Origin of the sequence: Paracoccus sp. C2R09 (assembly GCF_018860625.1) — a bacterium.
In the GTDB taxonomy this organism is placed as follows: Bacteria; Pseudomonadota; Alphaproteobacteria; order Rhodobacterales; family Rhodobacteraceae; genus Paracoccus.
The window spans coordinates 88,969-108,907 of sequence record NZ_JAHKQB010000007.1; the positions used below are offsets into that span (position 1 = coordinate 88,969).

Annotated in this window: 17 protein-coding genes; 6 read left to right on the plus strand and 11 right to left on the minus strand. The window is 67.3% G+C overall.

All coding sequences use genetic code 11. From position 1 onward, the window contains the following. The first annotated feature begins 25 nt into the window (after nucleotides 1-25). The gene (locus tag KO490_RS00915; RefSeq protein ID WP_216017522.1) at nucleotides 26-967 is read left to right on the plus strand and encodes a LysR family transcriptional regulator; all 942 of its coding nucleotides are present in this window, start codon (nucleotides 26-28) and stop codon (nucleotides 965-967) included. Here KO490_RS00915 and KO490_RS00920 read toward each other — a convergent pair. After that, nucleotides 946-2,541: an alpha-amylase family glycosyl hydrolase gene (locus KO490_RS00920; protein WP_216017796.1), complete on the minus strand. Its 1,596-nt coding sequence runs from the start codon at nucleotides 2,539-2,541 to the stop codon at nucleotides 946-948. The genes KO490_RS00915 and KO490_RS00920 overlap by 22 nt on opposite strands. 131 nt (nucleotides 2,542-2,672) lie before the next feature. Between KO490_RS00920 and glgB the strand changes: the two genes are divergently transcribed. Genes glgB through glgX form a run of 4 tightly spaced genes read left to right on the plus strand, consistent with a single transcriptional unit; the run spans nucleotide 2,673 to nucleotide 9,640 of the window. Beyond that, nucleotides 2,673-4,844, plus strand: a complete 2,172-nt coding sequence (gene glgB / locus KO490_RS00925) for a 1,4-alpha-glucan branching protein GlgB (protein ID WP_216017523.1) — start codon at nucleotides 2,673-2,675, stop codon at nucleotides 4,842-4,844. A 25-nt stretch (nucleotides 4,845-4,869) separates the two neighbouring features. Further along, nucleotides 4,870-6,129 carry a glucose-1-phosphate adenylyltransferase gene (gene glgC, locus KO490_RS00930; RefSeq protein WP_216017524.1) on the plus strand — a complete coding sequence of 420 codons (1,260 nt, stop codon included), beginning with the start codon at nucleotides 4,870-4,872 and terminating at the stop codon, nucleotides 6,127-6,129. After that, nucleotides 6,126-7,556: a glycogen synthase GlgA gene (gene glgA / locus KO490_RS00935; RefSeq protein ID WP_216017525.1), complete on the plus strand. Its 1,431-nt coding sequence runs from the start codon at nucleotides 6,126-6,128 to the stop codon at nucleotides 7,554-7,556. The genes glgC and glgA overlap by 4 nt, the downstream gene beginning before the upstream one ends. Nucleotides 7,557-7,570: 14 nt before the next feature. Further along, nucleotides 7,571-9,640: a glycogen debranching protein GlgX gene (gene glgX / locus KO490_RS00940; RefSeq protein WP_371822254.1), complete on the plus strand. Its 2,070-nt coding sequence runs from the start codon at nucleotides 7,571-7,573 to the stop codon at nucleotides 9,638-9,640. Here glgX and KO490_RS00945 read toward each other — a convergent pair. The 8 genes from KO490_RS00945 to KO490_RS00980 form a co-directional block, all read right to left on the minus strand. Beyond that, nucleotides 9,637-10,371: an ABC transporter permease gene (locus KO490_RS00945; RefSeq protein ID WP_216017527.1), complete on the minus strand. Its 735-nt coding sequence runs from the start codon at nucleotides 10,369-10,371 to the stop codon at nucleotides 9,637-9,639. The genes glgX and KO490_RS00945 overlap by 4 nt on opposite strands. Beyond that, entirely contained in the window at nucleotides 10,368-11,285 is a 918-nt protein-coding gene (locus tag KO490_RS00950) for an ABC transporter ATP-binding protein (RefSeq protein WP_216017528.1), read from the minus strand. Before KO490_RS00950 ends, KO490_RS00945 begins: the two co-directional genes overlap by 4 nt. After that, nucleotides 11,282-12,424 (minus strand): ABC transporter permease, encoded by a 1,143-nt coding sequence (locus tag KO490_RS00955; protein WP_216017529.1) that lies wholly within the window; start codon nucleotides 12,422-12,424, stop codon nucleotides 11,282-11,284. Before KO490_RS00955 ends, KO490_RS00950 begins: the two co-directional genes overlap by 4 nt. Then, on the minus strand, nucleotides 12,421-13,332 hold the full coding sequence (locus KO490_RS00960; RefSeq protein WP_216017530.1) for an ABC transporter substrate-binding protein: 912 nt from the start codon (nucleotides 13,330-13,332) through the stop codon (nucleotides 12,421-12,423). The genes KO490_RS00955 and KO490_RS00960 overlap by 4 nt, the downstream gene beginning before the upstream one ends. A 141-nt stretch (nucleotides 13,333-13,473) precedes the next feature. After that, nucleotides 13,474-14,790, minus strand: coding sequence for a TRAP transporter large permease subunit (locus tag KO490_RS00965; RefSeq protein ID WP_216017531.1), 1,317 nt, complete (start codon nucleotides 14,788-14,790; stop codon nucleotides 13,474-13,476). After that, nucleotides 14,790-15,356 (minus strand): TRAP transporter small permease subunit, encoded by a 567-nt coding sequence (locus KO490_RS00970; protein WP_216017532.1) that lies wholly within the window; start codon nucleotides 15,354-15,356, stop codon nucleotides 14,790-14,792. Before KO490_RS00970 ends, KO490_RS00965 begins: the two co-directional genes overlap by 1 nt. Before the next feature lie 56 nt (nucleotides 15,357-15,412). After that, on the minus strand, nucleotides 15,413-16,432 hold the full coding sequence (locus KO490_RS00975) for a TRAP transporter substrate-binding protein (protein WP_216017533.1): 1,020 nt from the start codon (nucleotides 16,430-16,432) through the stop codon (nucleotides 15,413-15,415). Next, on the minus strand, nucleotides 16,429-17,016 hold the full coding sequence (locus tag KO490_RS00980) for a gluconokinase (RefSeq protein ID WP_216017534.1): 588 nt from the start codon (nucleotides 17,014-17,016) through the stop codon (nucleotides 16,429-16,431). The genes KO490_RS00975 and KO490_RS00980 overlap by 4 nt, the downstream gene beginning before the upstream one ends. A gap of 41 nt (nucleotides 17,017-17,057) precedes the next feature. Between KO490_RS00980 and KO490_RS00985 the strand changes: the two genes are divergently transcribed. Then, nucleotides 17,058-18,077 (plus strand): LacI family DNA-binding transcriptional regulator, encoded by a 1,020-nt coding sequence (locus tag KO490_RS00985; protein WP_216017535.1) that lies wholly within the window; start codon nucleotides 17,058-17,060, stop codon nucleotides 18,075-18,077. Here KO490_RS00985 and KO490_RS00990 read toward each other — a convergent pair whose 3' ends face one another. Both KO490_RS00990 and KO490_RS00995 read right to left on the minus strand, forming a co-directional pair. Continuing rightward, the gene (locus KO490_RS00990; protein WP_216017536.1) at nucleotides 18,078-18,653 is read right to left on the minus strand and encodes a DUF1190 domain-containing protein; all 576 of its coding nucleotides are present in this window, start codon (nucleotides 18,651-18,653) and stop codon (nucleotides 18,078-18,080) included. It lies immediately after the preceding gene. An 8-nt stretch (nucleotides 18,654-18,661) separates the two neighbouring features. Beyond that, nucleotides 18,662-19,897 carry a glutathionylspermidine synthase family protein gene (locus KO490_RS00995; RefSeq protein ID WP_216017537.1) on the minus strand — a complete coding sequence of 412 codons (1,236 nt, stop codon included), beginning with the start codon at nucleotides 19,895-19,897 and terminating at the stop codon, nucleotides 18,662-18,664. Nucleotides 19,898-19,939: the final 42 nt, after the last annotated feature.

The window sequence follows — 19,939 nt, forward strand, 5'->3', positions numbered from 1 at the left end:
GGGACGGGACGTGCATGTTTCACGGATGGACTGGGACATCACCGACATCCGCAGTTTTCTGGCCGTGATGGACGCGGGGTCGATCTCGGCCGCGGCGGCGCGGGCGGGCCTGTCGAAATCCGTGATCAGCAAGCGGATCAGCGATTTCGAGGCCGCGATAGGGGCGGCCCTGTTCACACGCCATGCGGGCCGGATCACGCCCACGGATGCGGGCCGGGACCTGGCGCTGCGCCTGCGTCCCGCCCTGGCCCAGCTGGTCGCCGCGACCGAGAGCGTGGCCGCCCCCGACACGCGGCTGCGCGGACGTCTTGCCATCGCGGCCCCCATGAGCTTCGGCATCCGTCATCTGGGGCCGGTCATCGCGGCCTTCGCGCGCGATCATCCGGGGCTGGAGATCCTGCTGGATTACGACGACCGCCATGTCGATCTGCGTGGCGCGGGCTTCGACCTGGGATTGCGGATCGGGCAGATGAAGGACAGCAGCCTGATGATGCGGAACCTCTGTCACGATCCGCGCGTGCTGGTGGCCAGCCCCGATTACCTGTCCCGGCATGGGCCCATCGCGGCCCCCGAGGATCTGCGGGGCCACGAAATGATCGGGTATCTGAATGCGCGGCTGGGCGATATCTGGCCCTTCGCGGGCATTCCCGCCCCCGTCCATGGTCGCATCACCGCCAATAACGGCGAGGCGATGCGCGATCTGGCCATCGGCGGCCTGGGTCTTGCGCTGCTGCCCCTGTTCATCTGTCACGATGCGATCCGCGACGGTCGGCTGCATGTGGTCCTGCCGCAGATGCGGCAGACCCCTCTGCCGATCGGGGTCGTCTGGCCGCCGATGCGGCCCATGCCGCACAAGACACGGGCCTTCATCGATCACATGGTCCGCGCATTCGCGCAGGACCCGCCCTGGCAGCGCGACCTTGCGCTGCCGGGGCAGGCGGGGGATCAGGCGCGCAGGGCGACCTGACCCGGAAGCCAGGCGAAGCCGTTGCCCGGCAGGTGCAGCTCGTCGTCCTTGCGGCTTGCATTCGAGGGACCAACCGGGTCCGACACCGCACCGCGAAGGATCGCGGGGTCGGGCGACAGATTGAAGACGCAGGTCAGCGCATCCTCGCCCTCGCCGCGTGCGAAGCCCAGGATCGGTTCGGGCAGATCGAGGAAGCGCGTCTCGCCATAGCGCAGCGCCTCGTTCGCCTTGCGGAAGGCGATGATCGCACGATAGGCCGCAAGGACGCCGTCATCCTTCTGCGCATCGACCGCGCGGGCGGCCTGCGGTTCCTTGACGGGCAGCCAAGGCCTGGCGGTGCTGAAGCCCGCATGGGGGGCGTCCGCTTCCCAGACCATCGGGGTGCGGCACCCGTCGCGGCCCTTCACTTCGGGCCAGAAGCGGATGGCGGGCGGATCGGTCAGTTCCTCGTAGACCAGCTGCGTCTCGGTCTGGCCCATCTCCTCGCCCTGGTAGATGCAGATCGTGCCGGGGAAGGACATGAGCATCGCCGAGGAGAGCCGCGCGATCTCGTCCGTGCCGACCGCGTGATCGGCCCAACGCGTGACGTGACGCACCACGTCGTGGTTCGAGAAGCTCCAGCAGCTGTGCCCGTCCGGGGCGCCCTGATGCACGCCCTCGATCACCTTGCGGAAATGTTCGGCGGTGAATTCGGGGCTGAGCATCTCGAAGCTGTAGCACATGTGCAGCCGGTCGTGGCCCGCGGTGTATTCCGCCATGATCCGGATCGAGGTCTCGCCCCCGTCGCCCACTTCGCCCACCATCATGCGGTCGGGGAATTCGTCCGTCAGCGCGCGCATCCGCTTCAGGAAGGGGATGTTCTGGGGCTGGTTCTTGGAATGGACATGCATCTGGCGCGGATAGGTTTCCGGCCCGTCGTAATCGGGGTTGGGCGGGTTGTCGCGAAGCTGCGCGTCGTGGAAGTAGTAGTTGACCGTATCCAGACGGAACCCGTCCACGCCGCGTTCCAGCCAGAACCGCATCGTGTCCAGCAGCGCGTCCTGCACCGCCGGGTTCCACATGTTCAGGTCGGGCTGCTCGGCCAGGAAGTTGTGCAGGTAATACTGACGCCGCTGCGGTTCCCATTCCCATGCAGGTCCGCCGAAGACCGAGGGCCAGTTGTTCGGGGGCGTGCCGTCGGGATTGGGATCGGCCCAGACATACCAGTCCGCCTTGGGTCCGCTGCGGGACTGGCGGCTTTCGGCGAACCAAGGGTGCTTGTCGCTGGAATGGCTGATGACCTGGTCGATGATCACCTTCAGGCCCAGGTCGTGCGCGCGGGCGACCATCGCGTCGAAATCGTCCATGCTGCCGAACAGCGGATCGATACCCACGTAATCCGAGACGTCGTAGCCCATGTCCTTCTGCGGAGAGGTGAAGATGGGCGACAGCCAGATCGCATCGACCCCGAGCGATGCCACGTGATCCAGCCTGCGGGTGATGCCCGCCAGGTCGCCGATGCCGTCGCCGTCGCTGTCCTGGAAGCTGCGGGGGTAGATCTGGTAGATGATCGCGTCTCGCCACCATTCCTTCATCGGTCTCACCTCTCTGCCGTTCGGATTCGTCAAAGTCATGCATGACTCTGGCAGGATCGAAAAGGACACATTAGCGTTGAGTCATGAGCTTGCGACGAATCCATGTCGAAGCAGTGAAAGGACGGGCAGCGATGGCAGATCGTATGGCAGCGGCGGATATCGATGCTCTGGCCGAAGCGCGTTGCGACCGGCCCTTCGACATCCTCGGCCCGCACGAGACGCCGGAAGGCCGCATCCTGCGAGTGTTCCACCCCGACCTCGCCTCGATCGCCGCGGTGATGGCGGATGGCACCGAAATCGATCTGCCGCGCGTGCGGGGCGATGCCTTCGCGGGCCCGATCCCCGAAGGCGATTACCGGCTGCGCGCCACCAGCGGCGGAGGTGTGACATGGGAATGCGAGGATCCCTATCGCTTCGGGCCGCTGCTGGGCGATATGGACCTGCATCTGCTGGGCGAGGGAACGCACCGCCATCTGTGGCGCGCGCTGGGGGCGCATCCGGTCACGCATCAGGGTGTCGCGGGCACGCGCTTCGCGGTCTGGGCGCCCAATGCGCGCCGCGTTTCGGTGGTCGGACAGTTCAACCGCTGGGACGGTCGCCGTCACCCGATGCGCCGCCGCGGTCAGGGCATCTGGGAAATCTTCCTGCCCGACGTGGCCGAGGGAGAACTGTACAAATACGAGATCCTGGATGCGCATGGCCATGTCGGCCACAAGGCCGACCCCGTGGGCTTCGGCAGCCAGCACCCGCCGGAAAAGGCCAGCATCGTCCGCGACATCGCGGGATTCGGCTGGAAGGACGACGACTGGATGCGCGCCCGTGCCAAGGCGCAGGACCGGCGCGCGCCCATCAGCGTCTACGAGGTGCATCTGGGCAGCTGGCGCAGGCGGTGGGACGATCACGGCAGGCCGCTGTCCTACAAGGAACTGGCCCGCGATCTGGTCGGCTATGCCAAGGATATGGGCTTCACCCATCTGGAACTGCTGCCCGTCAGCGAATTCCCCTTCGACGGGTCCTGGGGATACCAGCCCGTGGGCCTCTATGCGCCGACGATCCGCTTCGGGCCGCCGCATGAATTCCGCGACCTGATCGAGGCCGCCCACCAGGCGGGCCTGGGCGTGATCCTCGACTGGGTGCCGGGGCATTTTCCGACCGATGCGCATGGGCTGGCGCAGTTCGACGGCACCGCGCTCTATGAACATTCCGACCCGCGCGAGGGGTTCCACCAGGACTGGAACACGCTCATCTACAATTACGGCCGGACCGAGGTGCAGAACTTCCTGATCGCCAACGCGATCTACTGGCTGGACGAATACCATGTGGACGGGCTGCGCGTGGATGCGGTGGCCTCGATGCTTTATCGCGACTATTCCCGCAACGATGGCGAATGGGTCCCGAACCGCGATGGCGGCCGCGAGAATTACGAGGCCATCGATTTCCTGAAGAACATGAACATCGTCACCTATGGCGAACATCCGGGCGTGATGACGGTGGCCGAGGAGAGCACGTCCTTTCCCAAGGTCTCGGCCCCCGTCGATGCGGGGGGCTTGGGCTTCGGGTTCAAGTGGAACATGGGTTGGATGAACGACACGCTGCGCTACATGGCGCATGACCCGATCCATCGCAGCCACCACCACGACCTGATGACCTTCGGGCTGCATTACGCCTTCTCCGAGAACTTCATCCTGCCGATCAGCCATGACGAGGTGGTCCACGGCAAGGGCAGCATGCTGCGCAAGATGCCGGGCGACGAATGGCAGCAATTCGCGAATTTGCGGGCCTATTACGGCTTCATGTGGGGCCATCCGGGCAAGAAGCTGCTGTTCATGGGCTGCGAATGGGGCCAGCCCGAGGAATGGAACCATGACGGCGAACTGAACTGGCACGCGGCGGAACAGCCCATGCACCGGGGCGTCCAGTCGCTGGTGCGGGATCTGAACGCGCTCTATCGGGGGCAACCCGCGCTGCATGTGGCCGATGCCGTCCCCGAGGGGTTCCGCTGGATCGCGACGGATCCCGGCCAGTCTGTCTTTGCCTGGCTGCGCATGGGCGAGGCGGGCGATCCGCCTGTCGTCGTCGTGTCGAACATGACCCCCGTGCCGCGCCACGGATACCGGCTGGGCGTGCCGCAGGGCGGCCACTGGGCCGAGGCGCTGAACACCGATGCCGCCGCCTATGGCGGCAGCGACCGGGGGAACATGGGCGGGGTCACGGCCGAGGACGCGCCCCATGACGGGTTGCCCGCATCGATCACGATCACTTTGCCGCCGCTGTCCACGCTGTTCTTCGTGGCCGGTGAATGAATATCCACAGGGGGAGGATTTCGATATGGCCGACAATCAGAGACTTGCACGCAGGTCCATGGCATTCGTGCTGGCAGGCGGACGCGGCAGCCGATTGAAGGAACTGACGGACAGGCGCGTGAAGCCCGCCGTCTATTTCGGGGGCAAGGCACGTATCGTCGATTTCGCCCTGTCGAACGCGGTGAACAGCGGCATCCGCAAGATCGCGGTCGCCACCCAGTACAAGGCCCATAGCCTGATCCGCCACTGCCATCGCGGCTGGAATTTCTTTCGCGCCGAACGGAACGAGTTCCTGGACATCCTGCCCGCCAGCCAGCGCCTGTCCGAACAGCACTGGTATCGCGGCACCGCCGATGCGGTCACCCAGAACATCGATATCGTGGACGATTACGGCATCGATTACATCGTGATCCTGGCGGGCGACCACATCTACAAGATGGATTACGAGATCATGCTGCGCGAGCATGTGGACAGCGGTGCCGACGTGACCGTGGGCTGCCTGACCGTCCCGAGAGAGGAGGCCAGCGCCTTCGGCGTCATGGATGTGGATGCATCCGGGCGCATCGTCTCGTTCCTGGAAAAGCCCAGCCAGCCGCCCGGCACGCCCGATGATCCGACCAAGGCGCTGGCATCCATGGGGATCTACGTCTTCAGCTGGAAATACCTGCGCGAACTGCTGCAGAAGGATGCCGAGGATCCGAATTCCAGCCATGATTTCGGCCATGACCTGATCCCCGACATCGTCAAGAACGGCAAGGCGATGGCCCATCGCTTCGACGTGTCCTGCGTCCGCGATCCAGGCGCGCCGGCCTATTGGAAGGATGTGGGGACGGTCGATGCCTTCTGGCGCGCGAATATCGACCTGACGGATTTCACGCCCGAACTGAACCTCTGGGACCAGGAATGGCCGATCTGGACTTATTCCGAGGTGGTCCCGCCGGCCAAGTTCATCCATGACGAAAAGGACCGCCGGGGGATCGCGGTGTCGTCCATGGTCTCGGGGGGCTGCATCGTCTCGGGCACCGAAATCCGCAATTCGGTCCTGTTCACGGGGGTGCATACCAACAGTTACGCCATCCTGGAGAACGCGGTGGTCCTGCCATCGGTCGTGGTCCACCGCAGCGCGCGGCTGCGCAACGTGGTGGTCGATCGCGGCGTCGTCATCCCCGAGGGGCTGGTCGTGGGCGAGGATCCCAAGGACGACGCCAAGTGGTTCCGCGTCAGCGAGAAGGGCGTCGTGCTGATCACGCAGGACATGCTGGACAAGCGGGCGGCGGCGCTGTGAGGAGGGTCCTGTCGGTCGCATCGGAATGCGCGCCGCTGGTCAAGACCGGCGGTCTGGCGGATGTGGTGGGCGCGCTGCCCACCGCATTGGCCGCGGAAGGCGTGCAGATGCGCGTCCTGCTGCCGGGTTATCCGGCGGTGACCGCGGGTCTGGGCGATGCGCGGGCCGTCATGGCGATCGACGATCTGTTCGGCGGACCGGCGCAGATCCTGTCGGGGCAGGCGGCGGGCCTCGATCTGCTGGTGATCGAGGCGCCCCATCTCTATGCGCGGCCGGGCAATCCCTATCTGGGGCCGGACGGGCGCGACTGGGCGGACAATCCCGAACGCTTTGCGGCCTTGTCCTGGGTGGCGGCCCGGATCGCGGCCGACGGGGTCGAGGGCTGGCGCCCGCAGGTCCTGCACGGGCACGACTGGCAGGCGGGCTTCATGACCGAATACCTGCGCCGCGTGAATGCGGGCGATGTGCGCACGGTGATGACGATCCACAACATCGCATTCACCGGTCCCGCCGATCCCTGGCGGCTGAACGCGCTGCGGTTGGACCCTGCGCGGTTCCACAGCGAGGGTTACGAATACTGGGGTGCCATATCGGCGCTGAAGGCGGGGCTGATCGGGGCGGACATCCTGACGACCGTGTCGCCCACCTATGCCGAGGAACTGACCACGCCGGAATTCGGGATGGGCATGGACGGGCTGATCCGACATCGCCGCACCGATCTGCGGGGCATCCTGAACGGCATCGACACCGATGCCTGGGACCCCACCGCCGACCCCGCCATCACGCCCTTCAAGACAGGCGCGGGCAAGCGCGCGAACAAGGCCGCCCTGCGCGCCGAGATGGGCCTGCCCGAGGCGGAAGGACCGCTTTGCGTGATCGTGTCGCGCATGACCCATCAGAAGGGGCTGGACCTGATGCTCGAGGCGCTGCCCGCGCTTCGCGCCATCGGCGGTCAGCTTGCCCTGCTGGGGTCGGGCGATCCCGCGCTGGAGGCCGCGTTCCGCGATGCCGCCGCGCACGACCCCGACATCGCGGTCCGCATCGGTTACGACGAGGCGATGTCGCATCGGATGATCGCGGGGGGCGATGCGATCCTCGTGCCGTCCCGGTTCGAGCCTTGCGGCCTGACGCAGATGTACGGCCTGCGCTATGGGACCATCCCGGTCGTGGCGCTGACGGGGGGGCTGGCGGATACCGTCATCAACGCCTCGCCCGCCGCGCTGGCGGTCAGGGCCGCGACGGGCATCCAGTTCGCCCCCGTGACGACCGATGCGCTGTCTGGCGCGCTGATCCGGCTGGGTCAGCTGTGGCAGCAACCCAAGGTCTGGGCACGGATGCAGCGCAATGCCATGATGCAGCCTGTGGGATGGGGGGAATCCGCGCGGGCCTATGCCGCGCTCTATGCTGAACTGGGTGCCAAAGCCTGATGAAGAACCAAGCCGTGACGATCACCGCCGGGCGCCCGACGCCATTGGGTGCCAGCTTCGACGGGGCGGGGGTCAATTTCGCCGTCTTCAGCCAGCATGGGGAACGGGTGGTCCTGTGCCTGTTCGACAAGCGGGGCCGAGAGACGCGGGTGGACCTGCCCGAGCGCGAGGGGCATGTCTGGCACGGTTACGTTCCCGGAATGCGGCCCGGCCAGCGATACGGATTTCGCGTCCACGGCCCCTGGCGCCCGCAGGAAGGCCACCGGTTCAACGCCAACAAGCTGCTGATCGACCCCTATGCCAAGCAGCTGACCGGCAGCCCGCGCCCGCATGACGCGCTGTGCGCCTATCGCGTGGGGCATCGCGATGCGGATCTGTCCTTCGACCGCCGCGACAGCGCGCAATACATGCCGAAATCGGTCGTGGTCGATCCCAGCTTCGCATGGGGCGACGATTGCCCGCCCGATCGCAGCTGGTCCGATACGGTCATCTACGAAACGCATGTGAAGGGAATGACCGCGGGGCGCGACGACATCCCCGCGCGCGGCACCTATCTGGCGATGGCCTCGGATCCGATGCTGGACCACCTGACGAAACTGGGCATCACCGCGGTCGAGCTGCTGCCCGTCCATGCCTTCAACGATGACCGCTTCCTGCTGGAAAAGGGGCTGCGGAACTACTGGGGCTACATGTCCTACGGGTTCTTCGCGCCCGATCCGCGATACATGCAGGCAGGCGACATCGCGGAATTCCAGCAGATGGTCGCGCGGTTCCACAAGGCCGGGATCGAGGTGATCCTGGACGTGGTCTACAACCACACGGCCGAAGGGAACCAGATGGGGCCGACCCTGTCCTTCCGGGGTCTGGACAACGCGTCCTATTACCGCCTGGCCGAGGATCCGCGATATTACGTGGACGATGCGGGCACGGGGAACGTGCTGAACCTGGACAGCCCCTTCGCGCTGCGGCTGGTCATGGACAGCCTGCGATACTGGGTCCAGGTCATGCATGTGGACGGGTTCCGTTTCGATCTGTGCAGCGTGCTGGGGCGCACGCGCGGGGCCTTCGACCGCGACGGGCCGTTCTTCCGCGCGATCCGCCAGGACCCGGTGCTGAACCGCGTCAAGCTGATCGCCGAGCCGTGGGATGTCGGGCCGGGCGGGTATCAGCTGGGCGCCTATCCCGCGCCCTTCACGGAATGGAACGACCGCTTCCGCGACCAGATCCGGGCCTTCTGGCGGGGCGATCCGGGGCGCATCGGCAAGCTGGCCAAGCGCATCGCGGGGTCCGCGGCGCGGTTCGACCATGACGGGCGGCCCGCGACATCGTCGATCAACTTCGTCGCGGCCCATGACGGTTTCACGCTGATGGACACCGTCAGCTATGCCGACAAGCACAACGAGGCCAATGGAGAGGAAAACCGCGACGGCCACAACCACAACCTGTCCGACAACATGGGCGTCGAGGGGCCGACCGACGATCCCGCGATCCGTGCGCGGCGCGATCGCAGGCGGCGCAACCTGATGACGACGCTGCTGCTGTCGCAGGGCACGCCGATGATCCTGGGCGGGGACGAGCTGGGCAATTCGCAGGGCGGCAACAACAACGCCTATGCGCAGGACAATCCCATCGGCTGGATCGACTGGGCGAATGCCGATCCGGATTTCCTGGCCTTCGTCCGGCGGGTCGTGGCCTTCCGTCGTGCGCATCCGATCCTGCGGCAGAAGCGGTTCCTGCACAGCCGCCCGCGAAAAGAGGACGGCCTGCCCGACCTGTTCTGGCGCTGCGCCGATGGCCGCCCGATGACGCATGACGACTGGAACGATCCCGAACTGCGCCTGCTGACCGCCGAGATGCGCATGGCATCGGGCACGCCCGAATACGCGGCCCTGCCCGGTGCGGTGTTCCTGGTGTTCAACAACGGCCCCGAGGTGCGCGTCAGCCTGCCGGAAACCGTGCGGCGCGGAACGTGGCGGCGTCAGCTGGACAGCGCGATGGTGCATGATATCGACCGCCCGGCATCGGATCACGAACTGATCGCGGCCGAAAGCATCGTGGCCTTCACGCTGCAGCTGGACCCCTAGGCGCGGCCCGCTCGTCGGGCCGCCATCGCCTCGATCGCCTGGAAACCTTCGTGGATCATCACGGCGATGATGCCCACGACCGCGCCGCCCTGCAGGACGAAGGCGGTGTTCGATGACAGCAGGCCCGCGATGATCACCTCGCCCAATGTGCGGGCGGCGACGGTCGATCCGATGGTCGCGGTTCCAAGCGAGATGACCGCCGTCAGCCGCATCCCCGTCAGGATCACGGGCAGGGCAAGGGGCAGTTCGACCTGCCACAGACGCTGGCGCGGGGTCAGGCCCATGCCGCGCGCGGCCTCGGTCACGCGGGGGTCCTGATCGGCCAGCCCCGCCAGCGCGTTCTCGAACACGGGCAGCAGGCCATAGAGGAACAGCGCGACCAGCGTGGGCCCCGCCCCGAAGCCCATGACCGGCACGGCCAGCGCAAGAACCGCCACCGGTGGAAAGGTCTGCCCGACGGCGGTGACGGTGCGGGCCAGGGGCAGGAACTCTTGTCCGGCGGGGCGGGTCACGGCGATGGCCAGCGCCAGCGCGATGACGGTCGACAGAAGGACCGCGGCACCCACCAGCGCCAGATGCGACAGGGTCAGCGACAGGATCGGCGTCTGGACATAGATCGCGGGCGCCCCGTTGCGGGTGAAGGGCGCGAAGATCGGCGCGAAGCCGGCAGGGCTGATCAGGAAGGCCAGCAGCAGCGCGCCCGTCAGCGCAAGGATCGCCCGCCCGATCATGACCGCGCGGCCCGGCGCAGCGCATCCAGCGTGACGACGCCGCCGCCTGCGACAGGCAGCGCATCCCGCCCCGAGGTCAGGCATTGCGACAGCGCCTCGCGCAGGGTGGCATGGGGCGCGATGGGATCGCCCGCCGCCTGTCCCGGTTGCGCGACATCGGATACGGGGGTCAGCGACAGAAGCTGGAACGCCCTCTGGCCGCTGCCGATCAGGTTGCGGACGAACGGCGTGGCGGGGTTCGTCAGGATGCGCGCGGGCGTGTCGTACTGAACCAGCCGCCCGCCATCCATCACCGCGATCCGGTCGCCCAGGGTGATCGCCTCGTCCATGTCATGGGTGACCAGGATCAGCGTCGTGCCCAGCCCGCGCTGGATCTGGCGCAGATCGGCCTGGGCCTTGGCGCGGATCACCGGATCCAGCGCACCGAAGGGCTCGTCCATCAGCAGCAGGTCGGGTTGCGCGGCAAGGGCGCGGGCCACGCCCACGCGCTGCTGCTGCCCGCCCGACAATTCCGAGGGCATGCGGTCGCGGAAATCGGCGGGGTCCATCTGGAACAGGGTCAGCAGCTCGTCGACCCGTGCGCGGATGCGGTCGCGGTCCCATTTCAGCAGGCGGGGCACGGTGGCGATGTTCTGCGCGACGCTGCGATGCGGGAACAGCCCGTGCCCCTGGATGGCATAGCCAATGCGGCGGCGCAGCTGATGGGCGGGCATGTCGCGGCTGTCCCGCCCGTCGATCAGCACCCGCCCCGAGCTTGGTTCCACCAGGCGGTTGATCATGCGCAGAAGCGTCGTCTTGCCCGACCCCGAGGTGCCGACAAGGGCCGCGATCTGACCGCGTTCCACGGTCAGGGACACGTCCTGCACGGCGGGCTTGCCGTCGAAATCGCGGCTCAGATTTTCGATGCGGATCATGCGGCCCCCTTGCGGCTGGCCTCGACGGCCAGATCCATGGCGATGCCGGCGACCAGGGCCAGCGCGATGGTGGGCAGCGCGCCCAGAAGCACCAGGTCCATCGCCGTCTGGTTCAGGCCCTGGAACACGAAGGTGCCGAAGCCCCCGCCCCCGATCAGACCCGCGATCACCGCAAGGCCGATATTCTGGACCAGCACGATCCGAATGGCGGCCAGCAGGACCGGCAGCGCCAGCGGCACCAGCACGCGCGTCATCAGCTGCGGGCGGGTCATGCCCAGACCGCGCGCGGCCTCGACCGCGGCGGGATCGACGCCCGACAGGCCGGTCAGCGTGTTCGCGACCACCGGCAGTAGGGAATAGAGGAACAGCGCCACCAGCGCGGGAAAGATGCCGATGCCCGACACGCCCGCATTTGCGGCGGCGGGCCATGTCGCGGCGATCCAGCCGAAGATGGGGATCATGATGCCGAACAGGGCCAGCGACGGGATGGTCTGCAGCACGTTCAGCCCCGACAGGACGGGGCGGCGCAGCCCCGGCCGCTGATGGATGGCGATGCCGATGGGCAGGCCCGCCAGCAATGCCGCCGTCAGCGAACCGAATGCCAGAAGCAGATGGGTCGAGGCCTCTCGCAGGAACATGTCTTGCCGGGCCGCGTATTCCCGCATGACCGAGATCCCGTCCAGCATCCCCGAGCCCAGAACCCCCGCGACCGCCATGACCGCCGCCCCCAGCAGCAGCCAGCGCAGCGGCAAGGAGGGCCGCAGCCGCGTCAGCGCATCGGCCCCCATCAGCGCCATGGCCAGCCCCAGCAGCCAGAACCCCGCCGAGGGGGCCACCCGTGCAAGCGTATCGTCGGGGGGTGTCAGGGCCTGCGCCGCGGCCCCCAATGCGGCGACGACCAGCGCCAGCCCCGCGACGGCCATGGCAAGGCGAAGCGCCGCGCCCATGCGGAACAGGCCCGCCAGCAGCAAGGCGGCGATGGCCGCGACCGCGAACCAGCCCCATGGCAGGGCGGCGGGCATGCCCAGCCCCTCGCCCGCGACGATGCGGTTGGCCTTGAACTGCACCAGGGGCAGGGCCAGTCCGGCCCCGCCGACCAGGGCGAACAGGATGCCCGGACGGTCGACGTGCGGGATCATCCCGCGATGAAGCCCTGCGCGGTCAGGTAATCGCGCGCGACCGATGCTGCGGGCTCTCCGCCGATCTGGATGCGGCCGTTCAGCTCCTGCAGGGTCTCGAGGTCGAGCGATCGGAAGATCGGCTCCAGCACCTCGGCGATCTGGGGATAGCTTTCCAGCACCTCGGTCCGGATGATGGGGGCGGGCTGATAGACGGGCTGCACGGCCTTGTCATCCTCCATCACCACCAGCCCGGCAGGGGCGATGCCGCCATCGGTGCCATAGACCATGGCCGCGTTCACCCCCGATGTCTGCTGCGCGGCGGCGGCGATGGTGGCGGCGGTGTCGCCGCCCGACAGCTGCACCAGCTGGTCGGGGCGCAGCTGGAAGCCATAGGTTTCCTGGAAGGCCGGAAGCGCCGCGGGCGATGTCACGAACTCGGTCGAGGCGGCCAGCTTGACGTCGCCGCCCGAGGCGATCCATTCGCCCAGTTCGGACATGGTGGTCAGGCCGTTCTCATCGGCCAGGTCCCGCCGGGTCGCCACGGCCCAGGTGTTGTTCGCGGGGGACGGCGTCAGCCAGGTGATGTCGTTCTGTTCCAGGTCCAGCTGGGCGACGCGCTCGTAACCCGCCTGGGCGTCCTTCCAGACATCGCTGTCGCCCTCGTTGAAGAAGAAGGCCCCGTTCGCGGTATATTCGGGATAGATGTCCACCTGCCCCGAGGTGATCGCGTCGCGCAGGATGGGCGTGCCGCCCAGCTGCAGGCGGTCCTGCACGGGCATGTCGGCGGCCGACAGGGCCAGCAGGATCATGTTGCCCAGAAGCCCGCCCTCGGTGTCGATCTTGGACGAGACGCGGATGTCCTGCGCGCCCGCCGTGCCGGCAAGCGTCAGAAGGGCGGTGGCAAGGGCGGTCAGGCGTGCGGGCATGGGGATCATCCTTATCGCGCGGGGAACCGGACTGCTCATGCGCCGGTCATGTCATCGTGAACGAAGCGCCCACGATTGCCGCGGGTTCCCGCCGATCCCGTGAAAAAGGCCGGGACGTTGCGCCCCGGCCATTCCCCATTCTCAGTAGACCGCGATCTGCGGGAACAGGATCAGCAGCGCGACCGCGATGATCTGAAGCCCGATGAAGGGCAGCAGGGCGCGGAAGATCTCTCCCAACGAGATGTCGGGCGGCGTGACCGATTTCAGGTAGAACGCGGCGGGCCCGAAGGGCGGCGACAGGAAGCTGACCTGCATGTTCATCGCGAACAGCACCCCGAACCAGACCGGGTCGTAGCCAAGCTCGACCACGATGGGCACGAAGATCGGCATGGTCAGCAGCGCGATCCCCACCCAGTCGAGGAACATGCCCAGCACGAACAGGATCGCCATCATGAACAGGATGATGATCGTGGGGTTGTCGCTGATCCCGGTGATCAGGTCCGACACGAAGTTGATCCCGCCCATCAGGTTGAAGACGCCGACCAGTGCGGATGCCCCGATGCCGATCCAGACGATCATCCCGACGGTCTGCAGCGTCTGCATCGCCGCGCCCTTCAGCAGGCCCCAGCTGAATTCGCCGCGCAGGATGGTGGACAGCAGCACGCCCGCCACGCCCACGGCGCTGGCCTCGGTCACCGATGCGATCCCGCCATAGATCGAGCCCAGCACCATCACGACCACCAGGATCGGCAGGAACAGACCCTTCAGCAGGCGGATCTTCTCGGCCGTGGGCACGGGGTCGGTCACGGCAGGGGGCACGGCGCCCGGCGTCAGGAAGGCCCGCGCCAGAACATAGCCCACATACAGCAACGCCAGCATGAAGCCCGGCACGAAGGCTGCCGTGAACAGTTCCCCGATCGAGACGTTGGCCGTCAGCCCGTAGATGATCAGCACGATCGAGGGCGGCACCATGGTCCCCAGGCTGCCGCCCGCGCAGACGACGCCGATGGCCAGCTTGCGATCGTATCCCTGCGCCAGCATCTGCGGCAGCGCGATCAGGCCCAGCAGCACGACCTCTCCGCCGATGATGCCGGACATGGCGGCCAGGATCACGGCCACGAAGATGGTCTGGACGGCCACGCCGCCGCGGATGCGGCCCCCGATCAGGCGCATCGCCTCGAACAGGTCGCGCGCGATGCCGCTGCGATCCAGGATGGCCGCCATCAGCACGAACATCGGCACCGACACGAAGACGAAGCTGCTGACGAAGGAATAGACGCGGCTGGTGATCAGCGGGACCACCATCGGCCCGAACCAGCCCAGGGCGAAGACCAGCGTCACCAGCAGCGTGACGAAGGCCAGCGGGATGCCGGTGATCAGAAGACCCAGCAGCATCGCGAACAGGACCAGCGTCCCCGTCTCGATGCCCATGGATGAAAGCGAACCGAAGAACTCCATCAGCGGGCCCCCTTGGTGCCGCGCGCATAGTTCACGGTCAGGATCAGGAATTGGACGGCCATCACCCCAAGCGCCAACATCAGCAGGATCTTGAGAAGGCCGGGAAAGGCGGGGTTCCAGGCACTGCCCGAGGTTTCGAGGTGGAAGCTGCCATCGGGACGCCAAGCGGCGCGCTTGACCATCTGCCAGGCGGCCCAAGCGAAGGATGCCGATGCTGCCGCGCAGACGGCCGAGATCAGGATGTCGGCCACGCGGCGCGCGGCGGGCGGCAGCAGGTCGTAGACCAGCACCACGCGAATATGGCGGTCGCGCGCGGTGCACAGGATGCCGCCATAGATGAAGGCGATCGCACTGAGGAAGACCGTCGTCTCGTGCGCCCAGATGGTCGGGCGACCGAAGACGTAGCGCAGCACGACCTCCTGGATCAGGATCAGCATGGCCAGCACGAGGCCCATCGCGGGCAGTATCGCCAGCCGGTCGATCCAGCGACCGAGGCCGCCCGATTGCGAGATCGCCGCATGTTCCTCGACCGGTGCCGCATCCGGCACGGTGTCATGTTCGGCCATGTTTGAAATCCTCCCGGGGGTAGGGGGCCGGAGGCATGTCCGGCCCGCCCTGATGGTTACTGCAGCAGACCTTCGTCGCTCAGATAGGTGGTCAGGCTGTCATAGACGCGCTGCGCGGCGGGGGACTGGCTTGCGACCTTTTCCCATTCGCCCTGCGCGATGCCGCGGAACTTGGCGCGTTCCTCGTCCGACCAGTCGTGGATGGTGATCTCGCCGCTGGCCTCGGCCTCGGCCACGGCGGCCTCGTCGGCCTCGGCCAGCGACTGGATCAGGCGGCGGGCATAATCCTGCACCGACTGGGTCAGGATGTCCTGCAGATCGGCGGGCATGGCGTCCCACTTGGCCTTGTTCATCGAGATCTCGACCAGCGGCATCGAATGGAAGCCCGGATAGACGGGATGGGGCGCGATGTCGTTCAGGCCCTGCGCCTGGTTCGTCGAGAAGACGGTATAATCCGCGGCCTCGATCACCTTCTTGTCGAGCGAGGTGAAGACCTCGGAGCCCGGCAGGTTCACGGGCGATGCGCCCGCCGCGGCGAAGACGTTCTGCACCAGTCCTTCGGGCGCGCGGATCTTGACGCCCTTCAGGTCGTCCACGCCGTCCATCGGAACGGCGCTGACCAGCGCCTCCAGGCCCGGGGTGATCGCGCCGATGAAATGCAGCCCGTAGGGGTTCATGATCTCGTTCAGCAGCTCGTGACCGCCGCCTTCCTCGATGAAGCCCAGCATCTGTTCGGGGTCCGACCATGCGCCGACGGGGTTGCCCATCAGCCCGAAGGCCGGGTCCTTGCCCGAGAAATAGGACAGGTCGGTGATGTGGCCGTCCAGGATGCCGGTCGCGACGGCGTCCTGCGTCTCGTTGTGGGCGACGATGGATTCGACGGGCAGCAGCTCGATCTCGACACGGCCGTCGGTCAGCTCGGTCACCTCCTCGGCCCAGCTCTGGTGCAGGATGAAGTTCGGGTTCCCCGCCGGGTCCGAGGACTGGAAGCGGAAGCTGTAATCGGCCGCGAATGCGGGGGCGGTCAGCGCGATGGCCGCGGTGGCGGCCAGAAGGCCGCGGGTCAGGGTGGTCATTTCGGTTCTCCTCCGGTTGAAACAGGTCCCGCGCCAAGCGCCTTGGCGGCGGTGTCGATGATCGCATCGGGGGTCAGCGCGACGTCGATCCACAGCGCGCCCTCGTCCTCGGGCGAGGGGGGCTGCAATGCGGCAAGCTGGCTGTCGATCAGGCTGGTGGGCATGTAATGCCCCTGGCGCGCCGACATCCGTTCCTCGATCAGGGCGCGGTCGCCATGCAGGAACACGATGTCGAGGGGGCCCGCCCCGGCCCGCAGCCGGTCGCGATGCGCGCGCCCCAGGGCCGAGCATGCCAGCACCGCGCGGCCCGGTTCTGCGGCGATGGCCGCGCCCAGCCGGTCCAGCCAGCCCCACCGCATGTCGTCGGTCAGCGGCCTGCCCGCCCGCATATGCGCGACGCTGGCCTCGTCGTGGAACAGGTCGGCCTCGACATAGGTGCCGCCGATGCGTTCCGCGATGCCCTGCGCGATGGTCGTCTTGCCCACGCCGCAGATGCCCATGACCAGAATAGGCCGTGCCGCCATGCCGATGCCTCCCCCCTCGAACTCGGGTGCGATACTGATGACAGCGCTGTCATGCGTCAAGAGGCTTTTCTTTCCCGCATTCGCCGCTAATTTGCCAAACCATGAATAAATCGCGCAAAATCACGTTGTCCGAGGTCGCGTCCGCTGCCGGTGTTAGCCCTATCACGGTGTCCCGCGCGCTGCGCGATCCGGCCAAGGTGTCCCCCGAGGCCCGGGCCAGGATCGACGAGGCGATTCGCGAACTGGGCTATGTCCCGAACCCCGCTGCGCGTGCCCTGGCGTCGGGGCGGACGGATGTGGTGGGGGTGATCATCCCCTCGGTCAGCAACAACGTCTTCGGGGATGTGACGCGCGGCATCTACGACGCGCTGGAGGGCAGCGCGCTGAGCGTCCAGATGGGCAATACGCGCTATTCCCCGGTGATCGAGGAGAAGCTGATCCGGGTCTTCTTGTCGCAGCGGCCCGCGGGCCTGATCGTCGCGGGCCACGACCAGTCGCCCGCCGCCCGCGCGGCATTGGAATCGGCGGAATGCCCGGTGGTGCAGCTGATGGAGGTCGGGCCCGCGCCCATCGACATGGCGGTGGGGCTGTCCCATTACGACGCATCATGGGCAGGGGCCGCGCATCTGCTGGAACAGGGTTATCGTGCGCCGGCCTTTCTGGGGGCGCAGATGGATCCGCGCAGCCAGCGGCGTCTGCAGGCGTTCCGCGATTGCCTGGCGGGGGCGGGCATCGGCATCGACGATCCGGTCGTCACCACCCCCGAACCGTCATCGGTCAGCCTGGGCTGCCGCCTGTTCGCGGATCTGCTGTCGCGCAGCCCCGGCACGGATGCGGTGCTGTGCAACAATGACGATATCGCCCTGGGGGTTCTGTTCGAGGCGCGGCGGCGCAACCTGCGCGTTCCGCAGGATCTGGGGATCTGCGGGTTCAACGACCTCGAGATGATGGCCGCAGCCGAACCCGCCGTCAGCTCGGTCGCGACCGACCGGCTGGAGATGGGGCGCGCCGCGATCGGGCTGATCCGCGACCGGCTGGCCGGACGCGGCCAGCCGCGCGGCCATGCGCTGGATCTGGGCTTTCGCCTGATGGCGCGGGCCAGCACGCGTCGCGGGGGCTGATCAGCCCCCGAAGCCGCGCGTGCCGGTGCCGAAGCCGCCGCGCGATGCGGCGGTCGCCCGCGTCATCGGTGCCTTGCCGGCAGTTGCCGCGGGGCGGGTGAACTGCTGGCTGGCCATCGTCGCGCGGCCCGCATTCGATCCGAAATTGGTCGTCCGCGTGGCATTGGTAAAGCCGCCCTGGCCGTTGTTGTACATGGGCTGCGACGCGGCCATCCCGCGACCCGCCCCGCCCAGCATGTTCCCGATCAGATAGCCCGCCAGAAGCGGCATGAAGATGCTGCCGCCACCGCCCGCGTTCTGCTGCGCCTCGGACCCGCAATTGCCTTCGCCGTGCTGTTCCTCGCAGACGGCAAGGCTGTCATAGCGGGGGGCGGATTCGACATGCAGCTCCTCGGCCTCGGCAAAGGCCTGATCGCATTGGTCGGCCGTGAACAGCCCACCATTCGCGGCGGCCTGCTGGCAGCTGGCAAGGTCGGGATAGGCCTGGGCCTCGACCTGTTCGTCGCGGCAGCCTGCGACCGTGAAGGCGGCAGCGCCCAGAATGGTCAGGGCGACGGTTCTCGAACGTTTTCTCATCTCTCCTCCTATGCCGCCGGGTCGGCGATGAAATGCGGCTTGAAGCGCGACAGGTCCTGCGTGATGCGGCTTGCATCCTCGCGGATGCCCATGCCGACGCAGGTCTCGCCCACGATCCAGGCCCCGATCACGGGACGGAAGCCCCCCATGTCGGGCAGGGGCGCATAACCCTGCACGATGCGGGGGTGATCGTCGTATTCACGGTTCTGGGATTCTTCGGTCACCGCGCCATCCTCGACAATGCCGACGCCCGCACCCTCGCGGGAGAAGATCGGCTTGACCACGTGGGCGCGTGCGAAATCGCCCGCCACCGCGTCGAAGGCGCGGGCGACATGCGGCGCGGGGCGTCCGCCCGCGACCAGCGCATCGGCCACGTCATCGGCAAAGAAGGCCGGCAGCAGGTTCGGATGGCCGGGGAACATCTGCCACAGGACCGGCAGCAGCCCCTTGTTCGACACGACCGCCTTCCAGGCGGGTTCGATGAACAGGCAGCCCGCGCCCTTGATGTGGCGGGCGTAATCGTCGCGCAGCAGGTCTTCCCACGGGTACAGCTTGAACAGCGTGCCGATGATGCGGTCCTGGTCGTCCACGAACTGCCCGCGCTTGCTGACGCCGATCTTGTCCAGATCGAGGTAATGCGCGCCGAGGCCCGCCTCGCGCGCGGCCCAGCCCATCTGTTCCACCGTGGCGTAATCCTCGGGGTTGTCGGGGGCGCCGGTGAAATGCAGGTCGGTGCCTTCGGGGAACAGGTCGCGCAGCCGTTCGACCAGCGCCTCGTGGATGCCGTTGAACTGGTCGGCGCCCTGGGGCAGGTGTCCCGCGGCCAGCTGATCCTCCAGCCACTGCCACTGGAACGCCGCGCTTTCATAGAGCGAGGTCGGCGTGTCGGAATTGTATTCCAGCAGCTTGGCCGGCCCGCTGCCGTCATAGGCCAGGTCCATCCGGCCATAAAGCTCGGGCTCGGACCGGTTCCAGCTGTCGGCCACAAGGTCCATATGGGCCTCGGGGATGCCCACCTGCGCCATCAGCTTGTGATCGGTCACGATGCGGGCCACGGCCTCGCGCGTCATGGCGTGCAGCTCGGTCGCGGGGTCCTCGATGTCGTTCTCGACCTGGGCCAGCGTCAGGCGATACGCGCTGGTTTCGTCCCAGTAGGGTTCGCCATGCATGCTGGCAAAGGTGAAGCCCGCCTCATCGGCGATGCGTGCAAGGTCGGGGCGTTCGGGCAGGTCGATTTTTTGCATGCACCAGACATAAGCACCGCCCGCCCGAAGGGCCAGAGCATT

What these genes read in the sequence shown, in the direction of transcription:
- KO490_RS00915 (WP_216017522.1), top strand. Translation starts at nt 26, where the DNA reads ATGGACTGGGACATCACCGACATCCGCAGTTTTCTGGCCGTGATGGAC.
- KO490_RS00920 (WP_216017796.1), bottom strand. Translation starts at nt 2,541, where the DNA reads ATGAAGGAATGGTGGCGAGACGCGATCATCTACCAGATCTACCCCCGC.
- glgB (WP_216017523.1), top strand. Translation starts at nt 2,673, where the DNA reads ATGGCAGATCGTATGGCAGCGGCGGATATCGATGCTCTGGCCGAAGCG.
- glgC (WP_216017524.1), top strand. Translation starts at nt 4,870, where the DNA reads ATGGCCGACAATCAGAGACTTGCACGCAGGTCCATGGCATTCGTGCTG.
- KO490_RS00945 (WP_216017527.1), bottom strand. Translation starts at nt 10,371, where the DNA reads ATGATCGGGCGGGCGATCCTTGCGCTGACGGGCGCGCTGCTGCTGGCC.
- KO490_RS00950 (WP_216017528.1), bottom strand. Translation starts at nt 11,285, where the DNA reads ATGATCCGCATCGAAAATCTGAGCCGCGATTTCGACGGCAAGCCCGCC.
- KO490_RS00955 (WP_216017529.1), bottom strand. Translation starts at nt 12,424, where the DNA reads ATGATCCCGCACGTCGACCGTCCGGGCATCCTGTTCGCCCTGGTCGGC.
- KO490_RS00960 (WP_216017530.1), bottom strand. Translation starts at nt 13,332, where the DNA reads ATGCCCGCACGCCTGACCGCCCTTGCCACCGCCCTTCTGACGCTTGCC.
- KO490_RS00965 (WP_216017531.1), bottom strand. Translation starts at nt 14,790, where the DNA reads ATGGAGTTCTTCGGTTCGCTTTCATCCATGGGCATCGAGACGGGGACG.
- KO490_RS00970 (WP_216017532.1), bottom strand. Translation starts at nt 15,356, where the DNA reads ATGGCCGAACATGACACCGTGCCGGATGCGGCACCGGTCGAGGAACAT.
- KO490_RS00975 (WP_216017533.1), bottom strand. Translation starts at nt 16,432, where the DNA reads ATGACCACCCTGACCCGCGGCCTTCTGGCCGCCACCGCGGCCATCGCG.
- KO490_RS00985 (WP_216017535.1), top strand. Translation starts at nt 17,058, where the DNA reads ATGAATAAATCGCGCAAAATCACGTTGTCCGAGGTCGCGTCCGCTGCC.
- KO490_RS00990 (WP_216017536.1), bottom strand. Translation starts at nt 18,653, where the DNA reads ATGAGAAAACGTTCGAGAACCGTCGCCCTGACCATTCTGGGCGCTGCC.
- KO490_RS00995 (WP_216017537.1), bottom strand. Translation starts at nt 19,897, where the DNA reads ATGCAAAAAATCGACCTGCCCGAACGCCCCGACCTTGCACGCATCGCC.